We start from the raw sequence: 22498 nt of genomic DNA, 5'->3' as shown, positions 1-22498 counted from the left end.
AAAGGACAATCGTCTGATCTACGCGCTGGCAAACCAGGAACATTACGATGGCGACTTTTCGAAGGCGCGTCTGCGCTCCGGGCGGTCCCCCGCATTTCTACGTAAGAACTTCGGGTTATGTCGCAATGCTGTGCCACGGCCCCTTGGTGTCATGCGCCCGGTCGAAACACATATAGAGGGACGGCCGAGGAACGGGCTCAAAACCGCAAAACGAGCCTAAATCTAAAAATAGATAGCGTTTGCATGGAGACGCAAAGGTTTGTGACTCTACGGTGCGACTTTGCCTGGCTCCGATCCCGCTCCAGAGGCTGTCTTTCGGCACGCACGATTTAGGAGCATTGCACTGTCGTGCAACAACCGATTACCTATCTCGTTTCCTTGCAAGGATCGTTGAATGACGCCGACAGACAAGCTGGAGAGTTCGGATGAAACAGTATCCATGCCTACACCGGTGCGGTGGTAGGCGTGATCCTTAAGCGTGGCGGCGGTGGGCGTCAGCAGGCGGCACTCTGCACAACGCCGTTTATCCTCGAAGACGGCAAGCCTCTCGATCTAGCCGTCCATACGTTGAAGTCTGCGCACGGGGCTCTTGCCTACTGTGTGGCGATTGACAAAATCAAATATATAAAGTCTGATGCTGCCGTTGCGGCGTCGTCCATCACAAGACGTTGACAGGCTGATGGGTGTTCGCCAGGGGCAATTCGCGTTACATCAGACCACCCGTCCGTATCCGGATGGCATTAGGGACATGCTCATGGGGTTCAGGTGCTGGGGAGTGGGTAGGCGTCCGATGCGTCGCATCGACGTGGCGTCACGATCAAAGCAACATCACCATTTCTGGGTCGTTTGGCTGCTATGCGGCGCGTTGCTCAGTATTGGCGCCGCGGAAGCGCCGTCGATCCACTACGTCTATGACGCCAACGACCGCGTTGTCGTTGTCACATCAAGTGACGGAACCGCCGCTAAATATACATACAACGCACTTGGCCATAAATATGCATGAGCTCGCCGTTAACTTTAAGCGGATGCCCGTTTTTTTAAAGCTCTTAACTTTGTTCTCGGTGATGTCGGTTTTCCTCGTCATCGCCACTATCATCCCTGGCGGCGCTGTTGTCGGACAAAAGAAAGTTGGGCTTGGCGAATGGTGGTCGAACGGCAGCGGCATCGTATTAGCCGTTGCTATAGGTCTTTTCGTTGCTTCCGGAGTAGCGATTCTGAAACGATTGCATCGCAGTCGGGCTCTCTACCTATGTAGCTGGATAATTCTGTATTTGGCTGTTTTTATAATTGAGTTAATAAACAAGGTATCCTATTCATCGGACCAATACGTGTCTGATCTACTATTTGGAGCTCTCCAGCTCATCGTTTTTGCTCTTTATCTTTATTTCAGCAAGGGCGTGAAGAACTATTTTTTCGAACGTACACCATCCAGTTCTTTATAGGCACCCAGTACCCGGTTTTCGCGTAACACCGCTCGAACTGCACCGGTGAAGTTGTCGCACCGACAGATTCACGCCTTCGATGAGGGTAGCTACCTCAGCAGCAGAATCTTCCCGACTAAAAACCTTGAACTATCCACGCGATGCCCACCCTTCAGCTAGATGCTACCCTGGCAGGTCGGTGCAATGCCCAGCACCAGCCCGTGGCTAGGCTTTGTCGGGCCGTCTGTCGGGTAGGGTGTCCCACGCTCGGGCCAACGCGGTGGCGGGCGCCCGCCAGCGGCGCGTTTCTTGGATCTCACAGGACTGGGGTAGGGCGTCCGGGGAGGCAGGCCCGACGACACGGTCAGATCGCCGTCCGATCAGCGAGCCATTGAATTCGTTCTTCGGGCGGCCGCCAACACGACAGCGACTGCGTTGCATGAGCGGGCAGGGGTCGCGGCTAGCGAGCTGTTTTCGGAATGCGCGTTGTCCCTGGCCAAGGTCCACGACGTTGCCGTAGGCAAATCGAGCCTGGACTCGATGACGATATCCACGCGGTCGACGCCCTGAATCAAGATTCGCTGACCCACGACGAAGTGTTCGTCAGGTTCTATGCCGACCATGGTGGCCTGGTCGTCTCGGAGTTCGACGACGGATTTCACGACCTCATTGTTGCCTTAGCCCCTATTTTGCCCGGCATTGAGCGATGGAATGACGTAACCCCAGCCGCTCCATTGACCGAGGCGGTCTTGCTCTTGTGGGACCGGACGGCAAAAGCGGATACGCAAGTGATCAACCGTGCCTAGAGCGCTTGCAAATTCCCCACGTCCGGCATACAGTGAACCACATGGTTCACTATCAAGCTCGCCTCGACGCGACGTTCGCCGCGCTCTCCGATGTCACCCGACGCGGCGTGCTGGAGCAGCTCGGGAGCTCGGACGCCTCGATCACGGACCTTGCCCAGCGGTTCCACATGACCCTCACGGGTATGAAGAAGCACGTCGGCGTCCTGGAGCAGGCTGGACTTGTGACCACGGAGAAGGTCGGGCGCGTACGCACCTGCAAGCTTGGGCGGGGCCTGCTTGAAGAAGAGGCCGCCTGGATCGAGCAGCACCGCCAACTCTGGAGCGCGCGCTTCGACGAGTTGGACAAACTTGTCGAGCACTTGAAACGCAAGGAGAAAGCAGATGACCAACGCAACAGAAGCTAACCGCACCGTTGTGGAACGCAAAGCCGACCGCGAACTCGTCGTGACGCGTACATTCGATGCCCCGGCGCACATCGTCTTCGAAGCCTGGAGCACGCCCGACCTGTTTAAGCAGTGGTGGGTTCCGAAGTCCGCGGGGATGTCGATGATCTCGTGCGACATGGATATCCGCACCGGAGGCACGTATCGCCTCGTGTTCCGCCATCCGGCCTTCGATCAACCGATGGCGTTCTTCGGCACATACAAAGAAGTAGCGCCGAACACGCGCATGGTATGGACGAACGAGGAAAGCGAGCAGGGTGCCTTGACTACGGTGACGTTCGAAGAACGTGCCGGCAAGACGCTGGTCACCCTTCATGAACTTTATCCGACAAAAGAAGCACGCGACGAAGCCATCGTCGGCTCGGCGGAAGGTCTGCCGGAACAGTTCGCACAGCTGGATGAATTGCTCGCTGGCTGATCCTGAGTACACCCGAGCCACTGGCGGAGCAGTTCGGCGCCAGGTGGGCACGATGTGTTCGGATGCAATTTCATGACGACTGGCTTAGGAGCCGCAGCACTAGTTGCGGCCCTTCGCGTTCAAGGTAAGGAGACGCTGCCAGGAACACAGGCGAAGGCACGCACCGGAAACGTACCCATGCCTTTCAGCTTGGGAGGCACCGCCGTGAAGGTGAAGCCCTCGACGGGTACACGGTCCAGCATTGTCAGGTGTTCAACGATCGGGATGCCTGCAGCCAGTAAAACCGAGTGAACGGGACGGTGGCCGTCAGAGGTGTCGTCGATGTTCAACGAATCGATACCGACGACGCGCGCGCCCTGGTCGCGCAGGTAGACCGCTGCCTGCTCGGTGAGAAACGGATGGCCTTCGAAATACTGGTCGGTGCGCCAGTGGCGGTCCCACCCGGTGTTGACCAGGACGGCTCGATTGCGGCAGTCGATCGGCGCAAAATGCGTCCAGTCAATCGCGCGCGCTGTGGCGCCGGATATCCGAACGACCACGGCGGGAACGTCCGCCACGGTCGCCACGCTCAATGCACTGAGATCCAAGCCATCCGCGTAACGGTGGAATGGCACATCGATGTACGTGCCAGTATTGCCGACCATCGCGATCCGCCCGATCTGGAACTCGGTGCCCTTGGCATAAACGCCACGCGATTGCTCGCGTGACAGGTGGTCGCAGATGAGCGGCGCCGGCAGTCCCTTATAGGTCACCATGCCGTCTTCGATGGTATGACTGAGGTCGACATAGCTGGTTGCGAGGACCGTTTGACCAGGTTCCTCGTCCCGCCTGTCAGCTCGCTTGTGCTGCTCCTCGATCACTTGCTTATTGAGGATCCGCACGTCCGCAACCATCAGCAACTTCATGTCGCGGATGACGTAGGCCGCTAGCGCATCGTCTGCAATATCTCCTCCCTCGATATCCAAGCGGAAACCTTGGCCCTGAAGACCGCCTCCGTTCGAGAAAGTAATCTCAAAGTCAAAGCGCACGCGCCGGTCGGTCATGGGCTATCTCTTTTCAATCGGATGCCGTCGATTGAATCAGAGGGGCCGCGCGGAGGCGAGGACAAATCACGCCAGATGCCGGACTCCATCGGGGCGACGTCACTTCGAGTTTGACACATGAGCAGGCTTTCGACTTTGTGCGATCGATTTTAGTGCAAGGATAGCGTCTGCTTTTGACCCAAAGCGGGCATCTCGATGAGGCTATCCGATCAGGGGGACTGGCGATTAGAGATGGTTATCGGGGGAAGGTGCATGCTTCGGCTTCGGCGCCCAAGCTTTCAGGCACCGTTTCGAGCACCGACCTTAGTAATAGTAAATTGAACTGGGTTAGGCCCCAAGCTGTCAGCGAACGTCGATCTCCTCGCACGCCGCTTCGACGTCGTTCATTTTTTTGCTTGTCTTCGTCGCGCAGGTAGGCTGGATGAGCAAACTGTCGAACTAATCCGCCTTCTCGGTGACCAACTTGAAAACAAGGTCGCTAGGCAGAGTTATGATTCGCTTCCCCCTAGCTAAATCGGGGAAAGCGCAACTATTTACCCTAAACAAGACCACGGCCACTCCGGCCGCGCAAGGATCGCTCGTATGCCGCGGCAATCGTTGGATGATGATCTGTGGAATTTTCGGCACTGGGGAAAGCGAGGGCGCGAGATGGCGCCGCCCACACTGAGCCTCCTGATTCAACGTGCCAGGGAAGGTGAGCCCATCACCTATGGTGAGCTGGCCGACCAACTCGAACGGCGCTACGGATTCGCCCAGCCCTATCGAAAGACGTTCTACGGCTCCCCAGTCGGCTTGGTGGGGTTTGTGCTCGAGGAATTGGGGCACGAGATGCGCACCGTCCTGCCCCCGCTCAATGTCATCGTCATCAATAAGTCCAATCGACAGCCGGGCTCGGGGGCCGACCCGCTGTTGCGCAACTACTTCCGCACCGTGGGTCAGGACTTCACGCCCAAGCTGCGCCGGACGCTGGTGAACGAGGCGCAGGAGGCGGTCTTCGACTACGGTCACCGCTGGAAGGATGTCGGTGCGCGCCTGGGAGTGAAAATTTGGACTCCTGCGGCGGGACGAAAGAAGGGTACGCGAGCGCTCAAGCTCCCCAAGCCCGTTCGAGGCGGCGGTGGGGAAAGCGACCAACACCACCGCCTGAAACTCTGGGCCTGCAATCACCCCGAGTTCTTCAAACACCTTGGGGTGTACAAGCAAGGAGTGCCGGAACAGCGCCTTGCCTCCGGTGACAGCATCGATGCGTATTTTGCAAACGACAGACAACGGTTGGCCGTCGAGGTTAAACCTTCAGACGCATCATTAGACGAGCGGAAGCGAGGGGTGTTCCAAGTCGTCAAATACCGCGCGGTGATGCGAGCCGAACAACGCACGCTCGGGCATCTGCCAAACGCTCAGGCAATCCTGCTCACCACCCAGCGTCCGTGCATAGAGTTGCGCGAGTTGATGCGTCGGCTCGAAGTCGAACACATCCTGGCGCCCGAGCACGCGGAAGATTGAGGGGACGGGAGCGGTGGCGCCCTCGGTCGTCTTCTGAAACCTTGATCGGTGCTGATACCCTTACGGTACCGGTACTCGCCCAGGGCGCCGGTGCCAATCAGGGAGGCCCATTGTGGCGCGGGATGACTTTGCAAAGCCGATAATCCGCGAGCTGCGCGAACGCGTGGCAAACCATTGTTCGAACCCGGATTGCCGCCGGAAGACGACCGGGCCGAATTCGGGAGGACGCGGGACGATTGTTTTGGGGGAGGCGGCACACATCCACGCTGCAGCCCAAGGAGGACCCCGCTACGACGCTGATATGTCACCGGCCGAACGCGCATCCATCGACAACGCCATCTGGCTGTGCCGTGGCTGTGCTCGACGCGTCGATCGCGACGAAGCGGCCTATCCGGCCACGCTGCTTCGTCAGTGGAAAACCCGCGCCGAAGATCTCGCAAGCGACGAGCTGGACACGCGGCCTCCAGCGCATGGGGACGCCCAGGAACAGTTGGTCGGGGCGTTGACCGGGCACACCAAGCGCTTGCTGCCGTCGTTGATCAAGAATGCCCACGCTGCGTCAGTGGAAGCCTTGGAGCTGCTCGATCCTCGGTTCCATATCGAAAGCAGCCACCAAGGCGGCGTTACCCGGTTTCGCATCGAGGCCCTCGAGACCGTTCCGTTTCGCCTGTCCGTCCCCGAAGAGCGCATGGCGGAGTGGCAGCGCGGTGTGGATGCAGCGATGCAAGCGGGCACACCCTTCGAGATCGACGCGGCTGGCTTCACCGTACAGGGCTCGACATTGCTCACCCACGTCTTTGACGGCGACGACGAGCTGGAAGAGCGAAAGCTCACTTTCACTCCACACGCCATGCCGGCGCGACTGAAATGGTCCGCGCTGACCGAGGCTACGGCCGTCCGTCGGGGCTTCGACGATGTGACGGGCTCGTTGGCCATGGGAACATCGCAGTGGACCTTTCGCGGCGAAGTCTGGGATGGCTTGGCCGTGCTGACTATCCAAATGCGCCACGTGGCGCCGCCTTGGAACGGCAATTTTTCGCTTCGCTTCGATGTGGACCGCTGGGTGGGACGGAACATTCGCACGCTGCCCTACCTGGATGCTGTGATCGATTTCTGTTTGCGAACCACGCCCGAGGAAATCCTCGATGTCGAGCTGCACGTTGACGGGCGGCGACGCGCGGCCATGAGTTCACCGTTCGGCACAGTGGTCCCGGCAAACCCCCAACAGAATGCGCTGCTGTCGTACTTGGGCCGAGCGGCCGAAATCACGCGCCGGTTGGGCGTGAATGTTGCGATGCCCAAGCATGCGAAGGTCAGTCAGGAAGACGCAGAAGCGCTAGGCCGTGTCTACGATGTCGCGGTGGCCCCAGACCGCATGACCGCGGCGGACCTCGCATGCAACCCAGCCTGCACGCTCACCGCGACCGACCACGGCGCCAATATCAGCCAATTAGAAGGGGAGACCGAAGCCATAACCATCCGTGTTCCGGCCGATCTTCCCTCGGAACTCCGCATCTTCGGGCAAACGGTGGCGGTGCCACCCGTTCACACCACGCTGCACGGGCTGCGTCCCCGCATTATCGATGAACGGACGGTCTTCCATTCCGGCGATGCTGTCAAAGTCGAGTTTGAACCCACAAAAGACTTCTGGATGGCCTACGAATGGCCGTTAGGTGATACATCGCTGCACAACTGAGACCGAGACGATGAGTTCGAGCGGTGCGGGTGGGATGGAAGAAAGATCGCCTGGCAAATACCTAACGGTTCTGCTGCAAGGTGAGGCGACGGGGTATTGTGAAATGATAGTGCCTCGGTTGTCACCCGAGGATGTCTTGCTCCGCTGTGACGCCGCGCCCGTCCGACTCCCCCTTACATCAGGCGTTCACTAATGCAGTGCTGAGGAGGCTGCATATTGGACTATCGCTGAGCTTATTTTTGATGTCTGTAGGATTCCCCTTACAACCAATGGCCGAGCCCCCCCCCGACACAACCCATGTTCAGACGGGTAACGGTGCTGGATGAGGACGATTACGCTTTGTTATCGAGGGTAGGGCAGCGAAGGCTTTCGACCCATGCCGGGTCGATTGTCATGGGAAAAGGGATGGGCGGGCCTAGAATGCGCGTGGCGTCAGTTCTGGGAGCGGGCCGAAGGTCGATTCACGTGGGCCAGACGGAGCGGCCTATGATCCGCCGGGATGTCCGCCTTCGACCCAGAGCGGACCCAGGGATAAAGTCCATCCAGTGAATTTGTTACTCTAAACAGGCATATCTTTCGACTGGGGGACTCATGAGGGAGCAGTGGGAGCAAATCGAAAGAATCCTTCGGACACATAGTTGCCTAGACCAAATTGGGCTTAGGCAAGGGACGTCGTGCGACAAGATCGCTGCTGTGGAAAGCCATCTCGGTGTGAATTTTCCGGACAGCCTGAGAACACTTCTAGCGATTCATGACGGTCAGGACGGGCGTGCTGGCCTTGTTGGTGGCGAGCAGCTTTTGTCCGCCGAGCAGATCCAGCGGGAATGGGATGTCTGGCGCTCGCTGGACGAGGCGGTGATGAACGCTGACTGCGCTGACTTCATGGCGTCGCATCCCAAAGGGGTCATAAAACCCGTGTATACGAATCGTGCCTGGGTCCCCTTGACGAAGGACCGGGGCGGCAACCATATCGGGCTGGACTTCGATCCTGACGGGCAGGGAACCGTTGGCCAGGTAATTCGTTTTGGCCGAGACCAAGATACCAAGCTGCTCGTGGCTAAGAGTTTTGAAGCCTTCGTCGAGAAGCTCGTGATATCGCTCTCTGAGTCGAAATGGAATGGCGAGTACCTAGAATCCAACATCTGAGTTCTTGGTCGCCGAGGCCAGGTACAAGGCGATGGATTTATAGGCCCGCTTCCGACCCGGAGCGGACGCAATAGCTTTGTACTACAGGGCGGCGAAGCGAGGGGGATGGATGGAAAGCCAGGCAGATGTTCGGTGTACCGATTGCAGGGCCGGCTACCACGCACCATTTGAAAGGTTTGAACGCATGGCCGCCGTCGAGCAAGGCCCGACCTTCTTGATGCGTTGCACCGTCTGTGAATCGCTGTGGCACGAGACGCTGCATGACGCTAGGTTGCTGAGTGCGTCGGAAGCAGTATCTATCTACCCTGCGGGGATGGCCAGTTAGATCCGCTTTCGAGCCAAAGCGGACCTATCCACGACTCCCAGAGGGATGCCAGTGAGACCGGATGATTCGTACATCGAGTTTCGGCGGTCTTGAAGTGGCGTGGCCGAACGCTAAAATCACTCAATGGACCCGACGGCTTTCAGGCTGCAACGGAATTCTATAGGTCGGTGCGGGTTGATGGCGCTGCGCACGACGGAGACAGCTTCGCCTATAGCTACTCTATGCCCTTTAGAGAAAGAGGAACTCGCTTCGAGCTCGCCTTCTTCCGGCTGTTCAAAATCGAAGTCGGGCGCTGATCGGCCGTAGAGGGAACCATGGAACTACTTCTGGAAGTAAAAGGCACCTTTGAAATAGCCGGGCGCGGATTGGCGCTAGTTCCCGACCTACAGCTCCAGACTCGGACCAAGGATTCGATCCATGAGGTTGTTGTCGAGCGCCCGGACGGCTCATCTATTCTGTCTCAGGCGCGCCTGGTTGTTGAACACTTTCGTCCTGTCGGCTACAAACTTGTCGCCTATTTGCCTCAACTGCGGAAAGAGCAAGTTCCCATTGGGAGCAAAGTCCTCTGGCTGGTCGGAAGCGGAGGTTCGGATACGGCGATTACATCGGGTTATCGAGGGTAGAGCGGGCGTCTGCTTCCGCCCCGAAGCAGACGCCCCTCGGGGCGATCAGGCTCGATGGCATCACTAACATTCGGAGGGCAGAAGGACGCTCCTCAGGTGATTAGCAACTGTGGGTCACCTAGGCATGGGGCCGCGCGCCCTCGCAATCGTCTTGGCCGCCCCAGCCTAGAGCGCTGACCGATCCAGAATTATTGGTGTCTAGACCCTCTTGGCAATTGACTGCCGCGCGGCAGATTGGTCCACTGGATTGATGGATACCCGACGACACGAAACCAAATCGGACGCAGCCGCGCATCCGATCTACCAGACTTGGCTGGGGGAGCAGCGCTCTCGTTATAAAGGTAACTATGGGAGCCGCCTGCCCTTGAGGCGTATACGTGAGGCGGGCGTATATGACCAATGGCGTTTGGCTCAAGATGTTGCAGGGTGGCTGACTCGGCACTGTAAGGATAGGCGGATCTCGGTCTGTATTACCGACGCACCCTGCGTCAATGCCTGGGCTTTCGCGCACGGGCCTCACGTGGACGAATCCGTTATCGTCATCACGCGCCGCGGACTACTGGCACTCCAGCGCTTGAATATTCTTGTCGCCGTAGCCGCACGTGGGTTGCGCGACTCGCCTGAGGCCCTCCCCGTGTTGTTGCGGGCTCTGGGCTCCAAGCAGCCCGACGACCGCACGGCCGTTGCAATTGCGCAACTTGTGATGAGCTCGGCCATGCTATTTCTTTTGTTTCACGAAGCCGCGCATTTGCTTCGAGGCCATCTGACGGGCGCTGCGGCCGAAGACGAGAGAGAGCCCCAGCTTTTGGCGGTTTCCAGCACTCCAACAGTGCCAGCTGTCGCGCCAATAGGCTGGAAAGAGCTTAACCACCCGAACGTGTATTCCCGCACTATCGAGTTCGATGCGGATATCCAGGCGTTTTACTGGACTCGGTTGTACCTTGACCATATTGACACAACGCTGCTTAGCGATGAGCTGGGTTCGGAGTCGCAGGAGGTCTTCCGCGTACTGTTATCCACCCCAGACGGTCGTCGATGGGTGACGCTGGTTGCGGGGCTTTGCTTCCATTTGGCTTTCAGTGCTCAGGCGTCGCGCTTGGTTCAACTGAAAGACGCAACACATCCATCTCGGCACGAGCGCATTGAGCTTGCTCTCCTCAGCGATGCGGCCATCGCGAATCACAACGCTGAAGATACCCCTGTCCTTCGAGAGTGCGTGGACTTCGTGTGTCGCATGATTTGCGAAGACGAGTCTAACGGGGGCGTGATGGAAGAATCCGCACAGCGGCTGACGAGGCGTCCAGATCAGTCGATCTCAGCGTACCTCGAAGGGACGAGGGTCTGGTTAGGACTGTCACTAGATGAGGTATCTGCAGAACAAGTACATCAGCAGCGCCTTGCGCTAATGGAGTCAATGCGCCGCTGGGAACCAATCTTCGCACGTCGCCAAGTGACCTCGACACTGCCTATCTTGCCATGGTGGCGAGTGGCGTAAGTACCGTTTCTCACGCTAGCGATGCCAAAGAATTCCGTGACACTTCGATCGCGCAAACAGAAATCCGACTCCGACCCTAGACGAGACTGGCGATGTTTGAAGAAACGATCCGCGCCCTGAAACAGCTTAGCAACGAGAAGTCCGCGCTTTCTTTCTCAGCGGACGATGACAACTACTTCGACCGTGAATGTCCCGCGCCGGAATGCTTGGCTCAGTTCAAAGTACTGATGGCAGACTGGAAAGAGAAGGTTAGAGATGAGGAGGTCTTTTGTCCGTTCTGCGGCCATGCCGCCGATGCCCAGAAATGGTGGACGCAAGAGCAGCTTGAATACGCTCGGGACGTTGCGCTTGCCAAGATCCAGGCAGCAATCGGTGGCGCGCTTCGCCGGGATGCGCAGAGTTTCAATCAAAGACACTTCGGGGGTGGATTCATATCCATAAGCATGAAGGTCGACAGCCGACCTCAACATGTTCCGATCCCCTATGCTGCTGCAGCGCCGATGCGCCTAAAGATCGCTTGTGCCGAGTGTGGATGCCGGTATGCCGTTGTTGGCGCGGCATATTTCTGCCCGTCATGCGGCGCAAATGCCGCGGAGCTTGTCTTCGACCTTACAACCCAAGGCATTCGCCAGTCGCTCGATGCCATAGACTTTATCAAAGCTGCGATTTCAGATGCGGACACTGCAGAGAATACGTGCCGCTTGATCGTTGAGAGTGCATTACAAAACGCGGTAACAGCATTCCAGAGAATTGCGGAGGCGCTTCACGCGCGCATCGCACCGACAACGAAGGTTCGACGCAACGCCTTTCAAAGCCTTGCGGAGGGTTCCGCCCTCTGGACCGCCGCCATCGGACATGGATACGAAAAGCACCTCTCGGCCGTCGAGATGGAACAGCTTGTGATGCCCTTTCAGCAGCGCCATCTCCTAGCCCATACACAGGGCATCGTTGATGTTGACTACATCAAAAAAACAACAGACGCGAGATTCAAAATCGGGCAGAGGCTGGTTATCAAGCGCGAAACTGTCGCCGAAGCACTAACCCTCATTGAGAAACTGACACACGGCCTCCGTGATGATGTCATGTGTATGAACGAATCAAACTTCGCCCCACAACTCAAGAGGATTGAGTCAGGCGAAGACTAATACGCACAAGAGCGCATCATTGATCAATCGCATGCAACGAGACCAGGAGATCAGGCCCGACGCACAACCGGGGTCTGCAACTTTGGTTAGAGCAGGGAAGGGCAAATGTCAGCCACCAGTGGGCGTCGAAACTGAGGCGGTGAACGAATTTTCGACCTGTACGGCCGCGTGAAAGCCTCGCTAGGGCGCTATCTGAGCTGTCTAATGCGCTCTTGGAGGGCCAGGGCTGCCGGGATGTTTTTGGCTGCGAGGGTCGCTGCGATCTCAACAAGCGCTTGTCGCGCCTGAGCACCTCGTGAAAGGACTTGCGCGTCGGAACTCAACGCGGCCGCCGCCAGCTCCACCAGCGCGTCGCCGGTACTCTCCCGATACCAGCGATCGGAAGATTCGCGCTGCATGGCAGCGATCCAGCGAAGTCCGTCAATGCGAAGCGGAGCGCCGAAGTCCGTGGTCAAGAAGCGGCAGAAGCGCTTGACGCATTCTTCATCCCGACCCAAGTGTGTGGCCGCCCAGCACTCGTAGATATCTTTCATTCGCAGAGCCGCCCCCTTGCGCAGCAGGGACAACGCATCTTCGTTGCCGAAGCCGAGCAGGTCGCAAATCAGGCGCTCGCCGTGAAACCAGAGGCCCGGTTGAGACCAGTCGGCGGAGAGACCGTACTCAGTAATGGCCCGCCAGACGCGCTCGAATGCTTCTGGATCATCGCCTTTCCCTAGGAGCAGAAACAGGCCGCGAATGAAGTGCTGCAGCGCGTAGTGAGCAGCTGGCCCGTGGGAGAGAACAGCTTCCCAGATCGCGCGCGCATCCGCCTCAGGCGCCGTGAGTGACAGGACTCCGAGCTTCAGGAGGACGCCGTAGCCAAGATTCTGGCTGGGCAAGTCGTACTCGCCGCCCTCCTTCCTTTCTCGAGCCTTGGCGCGCGTGGCGTCGTAGTCCCAGATGCGCAGCGCCAAGCGCGAGTCGAGGTCGTGGTCGCCAGTACCATCGCCATCGATGAGCCAGTTGAAAAGAACTTCGAGGAAGTGACCGTCTAGCAAACCGGCCCGCTCGCGCTCCGGCTTTCCACGCCAACTTTGGCCGCTCGCACTATGGAGCCGCATCCGTCGCTGGAAATCCAATCGTGCTTGGCCCGCGGCCACACGCTTGAAGTCGAGGTCCCCCGGCGTCGCGCTCGGTCCACGGAGCGGAAAGCGCCGCAGCCGCGCGAGCCATACTTTCCAGACCCGCTCCGCGTTCTCGCCATCGCCGTGGCGCGGAGCAAGCAGGATAAGGCCTGACCAGAACAGTCCTGCGCGAAGCAGCCGCCACCACGCGGCACCAAGCTGTTCTCGATTGGTGTACGCGACGCCAACCACAACGGCGGCCACTCGCGTGTTCCCACTCGTCAGAAGGCGAAGAACAGCGGCCTCCCATTCTTGAACTCCATCTCCCGCGGCGAGCCACAGGCGCATGACAGCGTGGGCGACGAACATTAGCTCGTCGCGAAGGCCTCCCATGCGCAGCTCGCGGATCCCTTCTCCTGTTGACGCGGCCGCCGCGACACCGGCGCGGACAACTTCGAGCGCCTGCTTCTGCGCTTGAAGGTTCTGTGCCAGCCAGGCGCCTCCCAACGCAACTAGCGTGCTAGCTGTAGCGAAACGGCATTTCGATTTCGCGTCCTCATCTTCGGTCTGGCACTCCTGCAGCAGCTTGAAAAGGTACGCGGCCTCGTCGTCGGTGAGGGGCTGGCCGCCTCGAAGCCGCTGCTCACACTGGCCCGGCACAAGCAGGTGCGCGGACGGGAGCGCGCGATCCGCTTGCCACGACTGCACCTCGAGGCTCAGCTCGGCAGGACAGACAAAGGCCTTGGCTTGAGCGCCTTTAGCCGGGTCGGTGGTGGTGGAATAGTTAGCTAGGTCTAACGTGGCAGAGAGCAGCTTGACCTCCAGCGCTTCCTTCGGGTCGTCAGGCAGTACCCAGCTGGGGAGCCGCGCCTGAAGGCGCCGTGCAAAGTCGTCGTTCTCCAGCAGGAGTTGGACAACGACGTCGTGGAACTTCAGTTGGCGATGGGGCGCCAGAATCCACTTGCGGGCGAAGTCGAACATCGCCTGGCCACCCTGAAGCCAGCTCGAACCGATAAAGTTATAGCCAACCTGCTCAACGCGGGCGCTGTCCCAAATGAACAGGTTCGGGAATGTCAGCAGAGATTCGAGGGGGCCGGTCAGCAACGATGGCCGATACTTGGCCACGTTAAGGAGCACGCTGACGAGCGCTGTGGAGTTCCCGTCCCGGAGTATCTTGGTGATATCAGCAGTTATGTCTTCATTAGCGTCGAGCCGCAGCGTAAGCCAACGCTCCAGCGCATCGAGAGCGCAGAACAGGCTTCCGTTGCGCGAGTCATTGGACTGCGGCCAGCAGAAAACCTGCCACCAGCCAGGGAAAGTCTTTTCCGCCGCGTCCGAAAATAGCAGTGGCACCCCGGGAGCCATGCCGGCTTGCCCCATCACAACATCTGCGACCCAGCGCTCGGTGCAGAAATTTACCAGCGCGATGAGCGAAGCGAGTGCCGCTTCCGGGGCCAGCTGAAAGAAGGGGAAGAATGGGCTCTTCCAGAAAACAGTTGGGTACGCGTCTCGTGGGTAGTCGAGGCCGAGATCCATGTCGAACCGGCCGTCCCCGTACTCCCGCTCTGGCTTGTCTTCAATGATGAGGGCGAGCAGGACTTCGGCGGCCAGCTTGGGCTGCGCCTGCATCAGGAAACGGATACCGTTTTCTTTGATGCAGGCGGTCCGAAAATCCATGTCGACCTTGTAACTGGCCCCCAGCGGCCAAGGGGGCAAGCTCTCGCGAAATGATCCGAGAACGCCCATGTTCTGCTTCCGTTCTTCCCGTGCCTTATATGCGGCATCGTTCTTTAGGAGCTCGGCGTGGGCCTTTGCTTTCTGTACTTGAATCTCGTCGATGCGCCGCTTGACGTCAGCATCTATCTCTCTGCGCCCCGCGAGTTCGAGCGCCCAGCCCCCAATTTCGATCGGCAGATCGGCCGCACCAGCAAGTGGCGCAGTGTATAGCGACGGCTCATGCATCAAGTACATCACGCCGTGACCCTTCTCGATTTGTACGGTCCGAGCCATGGCAAGCGCCATCTCCGCCAGCTCCAAGCGGAACGGCATCCGAATGCCGCTACTCAGCGTATCCGGCGTCTGGGTCAGCCAGGTCTCGATGACCTTCGCAAGAGCGGACGAAACCAGTCCAGCTAACCGCTCCCGCTGCGCGATAAGGAAGCGCAGAACGGGTGGCCATCGACCCAAGACGATCGAGCGGTACCGCGCCTCCATGTACAGGCCGACCGCCGCACCCAGTCCCAAACCGCCACCGATGGGCACCGTCGCAATGTGGAGGAAGCGAAAAAGCAGCCGTGTGAAGTGTTTCGCGTCGTTGCCAAGCAGAAGGTCCACGCGTTCGGTCAAGAAACGCTCGGCATCGGGGTCTAAGCAGAGCGCGTCGAGGAGAATATCGCCTGCCAGCTCGTTCTTTGCGTCCGTCGCGGCCCCGAAGGCAACGTCCCAACCCGTGCCAATCTCAGCCGGCTGTCGTAATAGAAACTGACCCAGCATCCGGAGCGCGTTTATCCAGAGCGGATTGCTTGCAAGGGCGACCCACTGCGGTGTGTCCGTCCAGATCTGCTTCAGGAACTGGAAGCGTGCCCAATCAGCCGCGAGATCGTGCTCGAACTCGATGCGATTGGTCCGCTCGTTCAGGCGCAGCGGAAGCTCCTCAGGCCGTCGCGTGAACGTCGCCGTGTCCGTCGGCTCCAAATCTGTCAGAGCGAAACTGCGCTCGAACGATGCTTCTCGCCGTGCGAGGCGCATCATCAGTGACTGCACATCAGGGTGATTTTTCGTCCAGTACTTCCAGAGGCGGTCGGCGACAGCGGTGTGAGACGCCAGTCCGCCATCGTTTGACCCCAGTGCCGCGCCAGCCTGAATGACCCACGCCAGTGTCCGCAGATTTGTCAGCGCCGCAATGGTGTCGTCATGCGCGGTCAGCCAGCCCAGTGCAGGTGATGACAGAAGCGCCAACTTCACTGCGTCGCTCTTGAGCGCCTCGACCTCGACCAGCTGCGACTTCCGCCCACCGAGTATCGTCTCTTCGCCTTCGACCCAACTCTGCGTCTGCGAGACGACCACGACCCGCCACGCGCCCTCAGTCTCATCACCATCTTTCGGTAGGACGGCTTGAAGCAGCTGGCGGATGACGACGAATTCGCCTGGCTCGATCCGTTCCGCAGAGTCGATGACCAGCACGTTCTGCGGCTTCACCGTGGCGCTCAGCACAAGCGAAAGTTCGTGCGCGAGGGGAAGGGTACTCCGGCGCGCCGCGCTCAGCGCCGTCTTCAGCTCTTCTGGACCGAACCAAACCTGGTTCCAAGAAGGAGATGCCTCGTCCAGCGCCGACTTGACTAGCGCTGACTTGCCCGAGCCCGACTCCCCGAAGACGACCGTGACGAGGTTTTGGACGACCACTGCCTGTAGCGACGCTTTCTCCGCCGTGCGGGGTACGACATAGCCTGAAGGCAGCTCCGTTTCTATCCGGGCCTTGTGGTCCTCGGTGATGTTGGAGAGCGTTTCCCAATCACGCTGATAGTCCGGGTGATGGCGGAGGCCAAATTGGCGCCGAAGCAAGGACAGCATATCGGGGACCGTGATGGTACCGCTGCGAAGGCGAACATCTTTCGCCACGGCAATGAGTCGCGTCCAGAGATCCTGCGCTTCGTCATCAAGGCCGGACACAAGCAAGCGACGGCATTGCCCGATAGCCTGGGCCTCGGTCTCGGAGTGCGCGAGCTGAAGATCGGTCGGTAGCACGTGCAGGCATCGAATAAGCTCGATGGTCTCTTCGTCTGTAGCGTTCCCGGGCTGCCGGATACTGTCGAAGACGCGCGACTGCCTCGGATTGGTACGGATGCGCCTAAGTGCGAGCGTTGTATCTGAACCGCTGCACGCATTCTTCACCTCGCGCCACGCCGATTCAAACGTCCGGTCGGTCCCGATTGTCACCAATGCGAGACCGTCAGCAACTCGCCTGAAAGGCCCTTGCGGGTCACGCCACTGATCCCATGCGCGCGCCACGAAATCGGCGGGGATGCCCGCTGCACTTACCTGCAAGTTGCCTTTAGCCGAAACGGCCAGCCGTCGTTGAGTGCCGGTCACCTGCGCAGTCAGCAGCAAGTCGTCGATACGCCAGCCCAAGGCCGACAGCTGGGCTTGAATCTGCGTGACAACACCTCCGATACCTGGAGCCGGCTCACCCGATAGGGACTTCACCATCTGCCATGCGCTGATCAAGTCCTCGAATTCAAACCCGGCGCCGCTTGTCGACCGCAGCGTCGCGGGAGCGCGCTTCGCGCCGCCCCCACGAGGTGCCTTCGGATTCGATGTTTTCTCAGACGATGCCATTGGCTTCCGAATACTTGTAGCTCTTGACCATTGCTATATCTACTGGAGAAAGGCAGGGTGGCCTCGCCCTCCTTGTCGCGAACTTGTCATTTCAGCAGCCGCGCTGCCGGATTGTCTTCTGCGGCGCCAGCTTGAAAGTACCCAATGACGCTCGCCACCGAGCGATGTTCGGTCATGGCCATCACCGCCGGCAACGGCACACCTTGCTTGCCAGCTTCGGTGACAAAGCCGGATCGGAGGCTGTGCGCGCCGAAGTCCCCGTTCAATCCCGCCATCACTGCACGCCGCTTGACAATGGCCGCCACAGATCCAGGCAAGAGTGCTGGGCCGACGCGCCCCTTCCATATCCGCCGAAAGATCGCCCCCTCCCCAATCCCAGCAGCCTTCAGCCAGCCCGAAAGTGCCTGAGCGCTGCGCCCCAAGATCGGCTTATCGGGCGTCGAGTCCACCTTGACTCCGGCCTGCTGCGTTTTCGAAAACTCCAGCCGGTAGATGTAAGCGTCGTCGCCGGTCTTGCGCAGGTCGCGCAGGTCGGCCGCGGCGATCTCGCTGCGCCGGCGCCCGCCACTGGCGAAGCCAAAGCAGAGCAGGGCGCGATCACGAAGTCCCTCCAGCGAGGCGTCGCAGGTGGCCAGCATGGCCTCCAACTCCTGGCGCGTGATAGCGGTCTTCTTGGTTGGCCGCTCGCCGCGTTTGACCGCGGCGCGCCGGGCGCGGCTCAGCAACGTACGCACACTGGCCAGCTCGCAGGGATTGGTCAGTCGCTTGAGCTTGTGGGCGGTCGAAAGCACGGCCACGCGCTGGGTCACGGTCGACAGTTTGAGCGGCCCAAGCTTCGCCTTGAGGCCGGCCGCCACCAAGGCTTGATCCGCCGCCAGTGGCAGCTCGCTGACCAGGCCAGCCTTGTTCTTGCGTTGGATGTGGTCGACCAGGAACTGGATCACCACGGCTTCGGTCACCGGCAACGTCAGCTCGACGCCAAAGCGTGCCTGATGCCAGCCCGCCCAGTAGCGCAGAGCCGCGGCGTAGCTGCGCGTGGTGTTGGCCGCGGCGGCTTCGGCAAGCAGTTCGCGCACGGCATCGGCGGCGTGCTGGGCCAACTGTTCCGGCAACACCGGGCTGGAAGCCGGCGCGGCGAGGGCAGATGAAGTGCGTTTATGCTTCATAATATGTAATGTACATTACGAAATAGAGCGATTATTGGCGATAAGTATCCATTATCGTCGGTACGAATACTAAAGGGCAGAGCGGTGATGGAGGAGAGCTTGTCATGGCACGCGGAATTACCGAAAACGGCGTACACCAAGCCGCTGACGCGTTGGTGGCGGCCGGCGAGAGGCCAACGGTCGAGCGGATCCGCGCGCACCTGGGCACGGGATCGCCCAATACCGTCACCCGTTGGCTGGAGACCTGGTGGAACGGGTTAGGGGCGCGGCTTGGCCATCAACGGACGTCGCTGGCCCTGCCTGATGCGCCCGAGGAGGTCGTTGCCCTGGCCTCCCGATGGTGGGAACTTGCCCTCTCGGTCGCCGGCGACAAGGCACACGCCGATCTGGCCGGCGACCGCCAGGCCCTCCTGGCCGAACGTCAGGCCCTTGCCGATCAGCATGCGGTCCAGCGCGATCAGCTCCAGCTCGCACTCGCGGCCGCGGACCGAGCGGCTCAAGCCGGTGCCCTGGCTGACCAACGCGCGATAGACCTGCAACGCCTATGCGAGCAGCTGCGAGACCAGGTGACGGACCTCACCGTTCAGCGCGACCGGGCGAGCGAGCGGATCGCGCGGCTAGAAAGCGATGCCCTGATCCATGCACAGCGGGCCGACGAGCGCGACATTGAGCAAGGTCAAGAACGCACCCGTCACAGCGAGCATCTTCGCAGTGTCGAGGACCGTGCGCACGCCGAGATTGATCGGACGCGGCAAGAGATGCGGTCGCTAAAGAAGCAACTGGACGCGAGTCAATTGGAGCGACAGAAGCTCGTGGATGCCCAGCGCGTGCGGGAAGAAGCCTTACGTGCGGCGGTCGCCGACGCCCAGCGGGAGGCGGCCGTTGCTCAGGCACAGGCGAAGGCTCTGACCGCCACGCGGGGATCGCGCGTCAGCAAGAGTCCCGCGATACCATCTACGCGCAAGACAACCCCGACGAAAGTGAAAGCCCGTGATGCGAAGGCTCGCCCCCAGCGATCGCGCACTCCTTCCTGACAAAACGGGCGCGAGTCCGTCCGTATGGAGCGTTTTAGATGGACCTGATGCACACCGAACCTGTCGGCGCTCGCCCCGAGCCAACGACGGTGAGGACGTTCCTGCGCGCTATCGGCCTAGCTTTGGACGCTGGGCGGTTCGATCGGAGGGCTGACACGTGACCGCGTCGACGTTTCAAGTGCGAACCCGGGCGCGCCCGATCCAGACGGTGTACTTCGTCCCTCTCGAGGAGGCAAGTCATGCCATCTTGGACGCCGTCTTCGCCACGTCGCTCTCGCAATGGTTAGGTCGATTTTCGCTTATCGTGCCTTGCGTCGACGGGCGTCCGTTGGACTCCTACCACGCGTGGCTGCGGGCCTTCGATCCTGACATCGTCTACTCGTACATCGACCTGGACGACGCAAGGCTGGCGGAGTTGCATGAAACGCTGTACCCCGCACACATTGCTATCCACCGTAATGCGACGGACGACTCGTACCCGCAATGGGTACCAAAGCTTCCCTATGACCCGTTGCATGTGGCGTCGGCTCTTCCGCTGGCAGCCCTACCGGGCCCGCTTTCGCGGGTGCGCGAACGCCGTATCGTTGGCCTGCTAGGCAGGGCGCAACAGGATCGCTTCCTAAACGATAACTTCGGTGACGACCTGCGCATTCGCGGCGAATTGCAGGTGCTCTATTCGTCATTTGCGTCATCCTTACTCGTAATGACCCACGAGGACCGCATGACCCACGAGGACCGCGCGCGTGGCCGTGGAACCGATGAACGAGAGACGGTGGTACCAAGCGCAGCGTCACTTCTGCAAAGCCTCGCCCATTCACCGCGGGATATGGGACTCACGCACCTGGCCGCGCTCGGCGGTCAGCGCCATGCCCTTGACGACCATCAATGGAGCCAAAGCTTCAACTTGGTCGTGGGGGATCAGGTCGAGGACCGGATCATGTATTGGAACGCCCGCCAGCTGTACCCGGCTTGGCGTGACGGAACGAGCGTCGATTTGTGCGTACCATCGGCCGCGATGCATGACCCAGCATTTCTAAATGCATTGGGCGCATTTCTGAAGAGCCGCAACGTCGTCCACGGAAAAGATCAGCACGGTATCCCGCACGTCACGATGCGCTCGACCAGCGTGACCCATGAGCACCTGGACGAACTCGCAGCGCGCTTGCGAATCGTCTCGCAAGGACAAGCAATCGAAGCTCAGGTTATCGCGTCACTCGAGCAGTGTGTGCCCGACGTCGAGACCCTCGCTGACCGCCAAAGGCGTGAGAGCAAAGCGTCTCCGACCGACCAAGAATGGCAGGAGCACGTCGTGGACGGCGACGTCCTAAGGTTACCGGCGACCGAACCTGCGCATCTCAAGCTCAGTCCTCCAGAGGTCCTTGCGGAGGAATACGGAACATGGATGGTTGATGTCGATATCGAGCGGCGTATCGACCATTCGCGCTTCATGGACCGTCGATACCGCTGGCGAATGCCCCGGAGGCTGCGTGTAGTCGCGGCATTCCGCGCCCCGTATAAATTCGGCGATGGTGCCTATGTCGCGGCCCGCGCGACACGCGACGGGCTGCTATCGATACCGGTTCGGTCCGGGCCTTTGCCGAGCATTAGCATTCCATCAGATCACGAGGCCGTCCGCACCGCACTCACCGTTGGCCGGGATTGGGATTGGTCCTGGCGGCGGGATTACCGGGTCGATCAGGTGTGCTACGTCGCCGAACGCTCCGATGCGGGCCAGCATTTCTTCGGCACGTTCGAGTTATTCGGATCGCTCGCCACCGCGCGAATGATTCTGATGAATAGCTACTGGCGGGCTCAGTTCGAACGCCTGGGTGCAACAGACCAGCGGGCGGAAGCCCGGCATGATCAGGTTATGAGCCTGCTGGATAAGCGCCTGCGTGGCAGGGCGGCAGAAGCGGGCACCGTCGAGCATCGACGGGCGCTGGCCAACGCCATCCTTCACGTGGCGGATGCGGAGCGGTCGGTCATCCGCAACCGGTCGTGGGACCAGCTTCTAGTCGATTTCAAACCCACAGTCGATCGCTTTTGTGATGCGCATGCGGGACCTGATGGCGAGGCCGATGCCGAAGAGCGAGACGCTATCTACGAAGATCTACGCGCTTGCGTGCGCTGGATGTGCAAACGCGAGATCTTCCATCAGGGATACGAGTTGAAGTGCCCATCGTGCCTGCACCGAAACTGGTTCGGTATCGGCAGCCTGGCACCGACGATGTCGTGCCAGGTATGCAAGACGGACTTGGCCGCACCGGTCGATACGCCGTGGCAATTCCGTCTTAATGGCTTCATTCGCGACTCCTTGCAACGCCACGGGATTGGCCCGCTATTCTGGGTTCTCTCACGGTTCCAGGATGAAACCAAGGGCGCGTTCTGGTTCGAAGGCCCGATGAGCATCTACTTTGATCAAGACGCCCGCGAGAGGCACAAAGCCGATACGGACGTCGACCTCACCGTTATCCACAGCGGACGGGTGATCATGTGCGAGGCGAAACAATCGGAGCGGGGACTTCAGCAGCCGGCCAAGCTGGCAGCACACATGACGCGCCTGCGCCCCGATGTCGCCTTGATCGCGGTCATGGAGCCACCGTCAGCGGCGTTGAGTGCAAAGTTCGACATTTTTAGCGCCTGCCTGGAGGGCACTGGGATCGAGGCCAGATTATGGACCTTAGATCCGGCCCGCGATTTTGACGACGGGCCGATGTTTTAAGCCGACGACGCATTGCCCGTCGTGGCTATCGCATTGTCGACAGATCTCGTGGGCGCCGCCACCGTCGCTCATCC

15 protein-coding genes are annotated in these 22498 nt (G+C 59.9%); 12 read left to right on the top strand and 3 right to left on the bottom strand.

The window, feature by feature from the left end:
- Positions 1-790: 790 nt before the first annotated feature.
- The 4 genes from BJI69_RS22385 (at position 791) to BJI69_RS18160 (ending at position 3088) form a co-directional block, all read left to right on the top strand.
- A complete protein-coding gene (locus tag BJI69_RS22385; protein WP_162200985.1) occupies positions 791-1003 on the top strand; it encodes an RHS repeat domain-containing protein in 213 nt (70 codons plus the stop codon).
- A complete protein-coding gene (locus BJI69_RS18175; protein WP_125903110.1) occupies positions 996-1442 on the top strand; it encodes a hypothetical protein in 447 nt (148 codons plus the stop codon). Before BJI69_RS22385 ends, BJI69_RS18175 begins: the two co-directional genes overlap by 8 nt.
- 826 nt (positions 1443-2268) lie before the next feature.
- Positions 2269-2631 (top strand): ArsR/SmtB family transcription factor, encoded by a 363-nt coding sequence (locus tag BJI69_RS18165; protein ID WP_046967690.1) that lies wholly within the window; start codon positions 2269-2271, stop codon positions 2629-2631.
- Positions 2609-3088, top strand: coding sequence for an SRPBCC family protein (locus tag BJI69_RS18160; protein ID WP_046967691.1), 480 nt, complete (start codon positions 2609-2611; stop codon positions 3086-3088). Before BJI69_RS18165 ends, BJI69_RS18160 begins: the two co-directional genes overlap by 23 nt.
- Before the next feature lie 119 nt (positions 3089-3207).
- On the opposite strand, the gene BJI69_RS18155 is transcribed toward BJI69_RS18160, so the two are convergent.
- Positions 3208-4131 (bottom strand): cyclase family protein, encoded by a 924-nt coding sequence (locus BJI69_RS18155; RefSeq protein ID WP_046967692.1) that lies wholly within the window; start codon positions 4129-4131, stop codon positions 3208-3210.
- 582 nt (positions 4132-4713) lie between these two features.
- Here BJI69_RS18155 and BJI69_RS18150 point away from each other — a divergent pair.
- From BJI69_RS18150 to BJI69_RS18130, 6 genes are all read left to right on the top strand, one after another.
- Entirely contained in the window at positions 4714-5634 is a 921-nt protein-coding gene (locus BJI69_RS18150; RefSeq protein WP_046967693.1) for a hypothetical protein, read from the top strand.
- Between the two features lie 301 nt (positions 5635-5935).
- Entirely contained in the window at positions 5936-7330 is a 1395-nt protein-coding gene (locus BJI69_RS18145; RefSeq protein WP_046967694.1) for a hypothetical protein, read from the top strand.
- Positions 7331-8023: 693 nt separating this feature from the next.
- Positions 8024-8476 (top strand): SMI1/KNR4 family protein, encoded by a 453-nt coding sequence (locus BJI69_RS18140; protein WP_244465267.1) that lies wholly within the window; start codon positions 8024-8026, stop codon positions 8474-8476.
- Between the two features lie 639 nt (positions 8477-9115).
- Positions 9116-9424 carry a hypothetical protein gene (locus tag BJI69_RS22380; protein ID WP_125903109.1) on the top strand — a complete coding sequence of 103 codons (309 nt, stop codon included), beginning with the start codon at positions 9116-9118 and terminating at the stop codon, positions 9422-9424.
- A 520-nt stretch (positions 9425-9944) separates the two neighbouring features.
- Positions 9945-10919, top strand: coding sequence for a hypothetical protein (locus BJI69_RS18135; protein WP_046967695.1), 975 nt, complete (start codon positions 9945-9947; stop codon positions 10917-10919).
- 92 nt (positions 10920-11011) lie between these two features.
- The gene (locus tag BJI69_RS18130; protein ID WP_052767185.1) at positions 11012-12064 is read left to right on the top strand and encodes a hypothetical protein; all 1053 of its coding nucleotides are present in this window, start codon (positions 11012-11014) and stop codon (positions 12062-12064) included.
- Positions 12065-12252: 188 nt separating this feature from the next.
- Here the strand turns inward: BJI69_RS18130 and BJI69_RS22775 are convergent, their stop codons facing one another.
- Together BJI69_RS22775 and BJI69_RS18120 are read right to left on the bottom strand one after the other, a co-directional pair.
- On the bottom strand, positions 12253-17502 hold the full coding sequence (locus tag BJI69_RS22775; protein WP_046967696.1) for a hypothetical protein: 5250 nt from the start codon (positions 17500-17502) through the stop codon (positions 12253-12255).
- An 86-nt stretch (positions 17503-17588) separates the two neighbouring features.
- Entirely contained in the window at positions 17589-18668 is a 1080-nt protein-coding gene (locus tag BJI69_RS18120; protein ID WP_046967697.1) for a site-specific integrase, read from the bottom strand.
- Between the two features lie 104 nt (positions 18669-18772).
- Between BJI69_RS18120 and BJI69_RS18115 the strand changes: the two genes are divergently transcribed.
- Together BJI69_RS18115 and BJI69_RS18110 are read left to right on the top strand one after the other, a co-directional pair.
- Positions 18773-19702, top strand: coding sequence for a DNA-binding protein (locus BJI69_RS18115; RefSeq protein ID WP_052767186.1), 930 nt, complete (start codon positions 18773-18775; stop codon positions 19700-19702).
- Positions 19703-19859: 157 nt separating this feature from the next.
- Positions 19860-22424, top strand: a complete 2565-nt coding sequence (locus BJI69_RS18110; protein ID WP_046967698.1) for a hypothetical protein — start codon at positions 19860-19862, stop codon at positions 22422-22424.
- The last annotated feature ends 74 nt before the right edge of the window (positions 22425-22498 follow it).

The organism is Luteibacter rhizovicinus DSM 16549, from assembly GCF_001887595.1.
GTDB lineage: Bacteria > Pseudomonadota > Gammaproteobacteria > Xanthomonadales > Rhodanobacteraceae > Luteibacter > Luteibacter rhizovicinus.
This window is presented reverse-complemented; position numbering and strand designations above follow the sequence as displayed.